The following is a 4,296-nucleotide window of genomic DNA, read 5'->3' as shown; positions in this document are numbered from 1 at the left end:
GATTGCAACAAAGGCAGCTTCGGCTGCCTTTTTTATTGGCGATAGTTTAGTTGACTCGTGGTTTAGTAAAGCGCTAATGTACCGATAGGTTTTGTTACTATTTTTGAATAGTGCATTTATAGGATTGAGAGAAATTAATATGACAGGTATCTACAGATTATTGTTGTTAGTCACTTTAATCGTGCTTGCACTAACGTGTTATTTAGCCGGTAGCCAAACGGGAGCGATCACTTTTTTTGTGGCTGGTGGATTGCTTGAATCAGCCTTTTGGTTTGGCTTGTTTAAAAAGAATAAAAATAGAGTCGTTAGCTAATACTAACCTTCAAGGTTGTCAGATATTGCTCGTTGATTTTTATGATGATCATGACCAAAGTATCGAAATAGCAAATGGATATTTGAAATTAACAAAGGCAGCCATCTTGGCTGCCTTTTCTATTATTAGGCGATGAACTTCTCTTAATGGCGACTTAGCATCGCGGTTTATCTGTTTATCTCACTCAAATAGCGGTGTTATTTCCAGCTAATATGAGTGGTTAATGTATGACTTTGTCCTGGTGCTAATACCACGCAGTCTTCCAACACATTAGCGGCTTCTAGGCACACCATGGTTAAGTAATCGTCGGCATTAAAGCGTGAAAGGCGCATCGACTTGTCTATCCAAGGGTTCCAAAGTACAGCCGATTGGCTGTTTTCACGGCTGACCACAATAGTGCCGTTTTGTGTATGTAACTCCTGAGTATCACCTAATTGGGTATAAACCCTATCTGTTTCTCGTTCAAATTTGACTACGTCATCGACTTGTTTAAACGGCCCTTCACCAAATTCAATGTACTGTGACCCAGTAAAGCCACTCGCTTTCAATTGGTGAATATCTTCAATAGGAAAGTAGCTATGCAATGCTTGGGTAAGCTTTACCTCATCATCTCCATTATTAGTATTCACCAAGCTGACTGATAAGGTTTCGCCTAAAGTGAATAACACCTTTACTTGGGTATTATGAGGCCAATATTGTTTATCCATTTCATTGGCGGGCAGAGTGAATACTAAGTCTACTAATTGGTTACGCATTTTGACTGATTCAAGTGACCAGGTTTTGTTTCGTGCAAAACCGTGCGATGGAAATCCTGGAGTGTCGCTCATGCCAAACCAGGGCCAGCAAATGGGGATTCCTCCTCTGATACCATTACCAGGTTGATAATCATCTGCACTTGATACCCATAATAGTGGTGCGTTGCCTACAGGTGTAAATTGGTCTATTTGCGCTCCCTGCATAAAAATACGTGCTTGGCAAAGTGCTGTGTCAACAACAACATAATCAAGACCATTGGGATGTCTTTTTGTGGTAACCGAACCCATAACGAGTGTCCTTGTGTATTTTTGACTCTAGTCGTTAGCTTACAAGGTTTTTGGCAAGTAAGTCACTAATCGTTTGGATGATTTTCAGTTCGTTTACTCCACCTTAGTGAATATATGAGCTCGGGATAACAAACGAACTTTAAACAACCCTTTAGCTTGCTAACTGTGCAGCATGACTTGTCATCGATAGACTATTACGATTCAATTCGCCTTGTGAGCAAAATATCGAGTTTTGATATTACAGATTTGAAATAACCACTCTGTATCGATTTAGCCCATCACTAATGTAGAGTTGAGGTTATTTAATAAAATGTAACAGACGGTTGTTGGCTGGCATGGCGATGTCATCTTGAAGTGTTAGCCCTTGTTGCAGTGCTAACTGGCAGATCCATTCAATATCGCGGATACCGCTATCAGGATTGTTGTGTTGCAGCCACAAATTGAATTGTTGATTACTGTCACTGGTAAATTGGCCTTGATAATTAAAGGGACCATAAACGACTAATGAACCTGAATTAACCAATACACTACCAACACCAGTAAAGAATGCTTCCACCATTGGCTTACTCATAATGTGCAAGGTGTTAGCACTGAATATTGCATCTACATCTGATAAACGTAGGGGCCATGGTTGGGTGACATCAAGGCTAATAGCCTGTTGTAAGTTTGGTGATGTTTGTGAATTGAGCCGAGCTTGTAGGGTAGGCAAATAATGTTGCTGATCGCTTGGTTGCCAGCGAGCATGGGCAAGGTTTTCAGCGAAATAGACGCTGTGTTGGCCTGTGCCACTGCCTATTTCAAGTACATGTACTCTATTGGCAAACCATTTTGCCAATAGGGTCAAGATAGGTTGCTTGTTATTTTCACATGCTTGTGAAAAAGGCAGCTGTTCCAGCGAGAATGATTGAGGCATTACGAGATATCAATTCTTTCCATTTCTAAATGCTGCAATGCTATCACCGCTTGAGTGCGATTGCGAACCCCCAGTTTACGAAATATCGCAGTGGCATGTGCTTTGATAGTTGCTTCTGATACCCCAAAATCATAGGCTATTTGTTTGTTGAGTAACCCCTCTGCAAACATTTGTAATACGCGATATTGTTGCGGAGTTAAGTCTGATAGCCGGCTGGCCATTTTGTCGGTTGGGTCATCAGAAACAGGCACAATTTGCGTGCCTTGTGGTAACCAAATATCGCCATATAACACTGCATTTAATGCTTCAGTTAACGCTTCCATTGAAGCAGATTTTGGGATAAACCCGCTACTACCATAATGTATCGCTCGGCTGATGGTGTTGATGTCTTCATGGGCTGATATCACCACAACAGGGATATCTGGATAATGAGTTCTGAGGTGGATTAAGGTTGAGTAACCGTGCGAACCAGGCATTTGCAGGTCCAGCAAGATTAAGTCGTATGGGGTCTCTTTTTGATCAAGAACCCTTTGCAACGCTTCGGCACTATCAGCCTCAAACCATTGAGTTTTTTCAAAAGCATTACTCAGCGCTAGCCTTAAGGCATTACGGAATAATGGATGATCATCTGCAATGATGATGTTTAAATTTTCGAGCTTCATGGCGTTTTTTATTCTATGTTGCACGTGAAGATAAACTCAATGTAACAGAAAAGTAATCGAGTATTCTATTGCTTTATGTCACATTGTGATTGATTTGAATAAAAACCGTAAAATTATAGACTTTAGTCTAGTAAATAAAGTGCTAATGCAGCTTTCTACTAGGCTATGTCAGCAGGGGCGTATATTAATTGTGTGGCCACACTTGGGTTGGGTTTCTGTTTTCATCTACTGCAACAAAAGTAAATACTCCTCGTATTGCATGTTCTCGATGATCGTTGTACATATCTTCAACATAAATGTTCACTTCAACTTTGAGTGATGTATTACCTACATGAATCACATTAGCAATCAGCTCTGCTAAACTGCCAGCGGGTATCGCTTTTTTAAAATCGATACGGTCAGAACTGACGGTTACTAATGATTTACGACAAAAACGGGTGGCGGCGATAAAGGCTGTTTCATCCATCCATGCTAAAGCATCACCACCAAATAAGGTATTATGGTGATTGGTATTCGACGGGAAAATAGCCTTTATAACGCGTGCTTCTGATTGAGCAATACGTGCAGCAATGTCATCAGGGAAATGGTTTTGAGTTTGAGCAGGGTTTTGAGCAAGGGACATACAACTACCTAATGTTATGCAGATCAACAAATAATTCAGCGAAAAAAGCCGCGCATTATACTGTATTGAACTCACCTATGTCGATGTTGCAATGCCTGTTTAATCGCTTAAGGTCAAGATTTTACGGGCTTTAGGGTAAATATTCTCATAAGTGGTATGGCGTAAACTATTGGATTAACGAGAGATGGTTAAATGAGGCGTTTTTTGTGAGAACATCAATAGAAATGATATCGGTTAATATCACTTCTATTGCTTGCTGTTGTTGATTCATGCCGGCAATGGCTTCGTGTTTTTGTTGATTGCGACTGACATATAAAGTTCGGTCAAATTGACCTTGAAGATGGGTTCCATCGATTAATGTCAATTTGACCCTATAGCGATACAAACAGATGATCTCAATGTAATCGTAAATCTCACATTTAATTGGCTCCATGTCGGTCACCTATTTGTCTGCTGTCTCATTTGCCACTATTGTTTTCTACAATCATTTACTAACAATCATTTACCATCTAATAGCGTAGCAACACAGTTGACACCATTTGCTTGTTCGCATTGAGGGTCACGATATATAAGCGATCAAACTCGCTAGCATCTTCAATGGGTGTTTGTTTTTCGGCACCAAGACCTTCAACTAAATCTGTCGAAGTATTACTGTGTCCGACCACTAAAATACTACCCTGTTGAGTTAATAGATATTGGGTAAATGCAGCCATATCACGTGGATCATAAACAGTTAAATCGAG

The 4,296-nt window shown here is 40.3% G+C and carries 6 protein-coding genes and 1 pseudogene; 1 reads left to right on the top strand and 6 read right to left on the bottom strand.

The window, feature by feature from the left end; translation table 11 throughout:
• Positions 1–139 precede the first annotated feature (139 nt).
• A complete protein-coding gene (locus tag H5202_RS18415; protein ID WP_165872404.1) occupies positions 140–313 on the top strand; it encodes a hypothetical protein in 174 nt (57 codons plus the stop codon).
• A 197-nt stretch (positions 314–510) separates the two neighbouring features.
• Here the strand turns inward: H5202_RS18415 and H5202_RS18410 are convergent, their stop codons facing one another.
• The 6 genes and pseudogenes from H5202_RS18410 to H5202_RS18385 all read right to left on the bottom strand — a co-directional run.
• Positions 511–1,356 carry a D-hexose-6-phosphate mutarotase gene (locus H5202_RS18410; RefSeq protein WP_182773351.1) on the bottom strand — a complete coding sequence of 282 codons (846 nt, stop codon included), beginning with the start codon at positions 1,354–1,356 and terminating at the stop codon, positions 511–513.
• Positions 1,357–1,654: 298 nt separating this feature from the next.
• Positions 1,655–2,269 (bottom strand): DUF938 domain-containing protein, encoded by a 615-nt coding sequence (locus H5202_RS18405; RefSeq protein ID WP_182773350.1) that lies wholly within the window; start codon positions 2,267–2,269, stop codon positions 1,655–1,657.
• Positions 2,269–2,931, bottom strand: a complete 663-nt coding sequence (locus H5202_RS18400) for a response regulator transcription factor (RefSeq protein WP_182773349.1) — start codon at positions 2,929–2,931, stop codon at positions 2,269–2,271. The genes H5202_RS18405 and H5202_RS18400 overlap by 1 nt, the downstream gene beginning before the upstream one ends.
• Positions 2,932–3,115: 184 nt before the next feature.
• Entirely contained in the window at positions 3,116–3,553 is a 438-nt protein-coding gene (locus H5202_RS18395) for an acyl-CoA thioesterase (RefSeq protein ID WP_101086928.1), read from the bottom strand.
• A 166-nt stretch (positions 3,554–3,719) separates the two neighbouring features.
• Complete coding sequence (locus H5202_RS18390) at positions 3,720–3,986, bottom strand: Rho-binding antiterminator (RefSeq protein ID WP_182773348.1); 267 nt, start codon at positions 3,984–3,986, stop codon at positions 3,720–3,722.
• 76 nt (positions 3,987–4,062) lie between these two features.
• Positions 4,063–4,296 (bottom strand): annotated as a pseudogene (locus tag H5202_RS18385) (hypothetical protein); the annotation flags it as partial.

Origin of the sequence: Shewanella sp. SG41-4 (assembly GCF_014164505.1) — a bacterium.
GTDB lineage: Bacteria > Pseudomonadota > Gammaproteobacteria > Enterobacterales > Shewanellaceae > Shewanella.
This window is presented reverse-complemented; position numbering and strand designations above follow the sequence as displayed.

What these genes read in the sequence shown, in the direction of transcription:
- H5202_RS18415 (WP_165872404.1), top strand. Translation starts at nt 140, where the DNA reads ATGACAGGTATCTACAGATTATTGTTGTTAGTCACTTTAATCGTGCTT.
- H5202_RS18410 (WP_182773351.1), bottom strand. Translation starts at nt 1,356, where the DNA reads ATGGGTTCGGTTACCACAAAAAGACATCCCAATGGTCTTGATTATGTT.
- H5202_RS18405 (WP_182773350.1), bottom strand. Translation starts at nt 2,269, where the DNA reads ATGCCTCAATCATTCTCGCTGGAACAGCTGCCTTTTTCACAAGCATGT.
- H5202_RS18400 (WP_182773349.1), bottom strand. Translation starts at nt 2,931, where the DNA reads ATGAAGCTCGAAAATTTAAACATCATCATTGCAGATGATCATCCATTA.
- H5202_RS18395 (WP_101086928.1), bottom strand. Translation starts at nt 3,553, where the DNA reads ATGTCCCTTGCTCAAAACCCTGCTCAAACTCAAAACCATTTCCCTGAT.
- H5202_RS18390 (WP_182773348.1), bottom strand. Translation starts at nt 3,986, where the DNA reads ATGGAGCCAATTAAATGTGAGATTTACGATTACATTGAGATCATCTGT.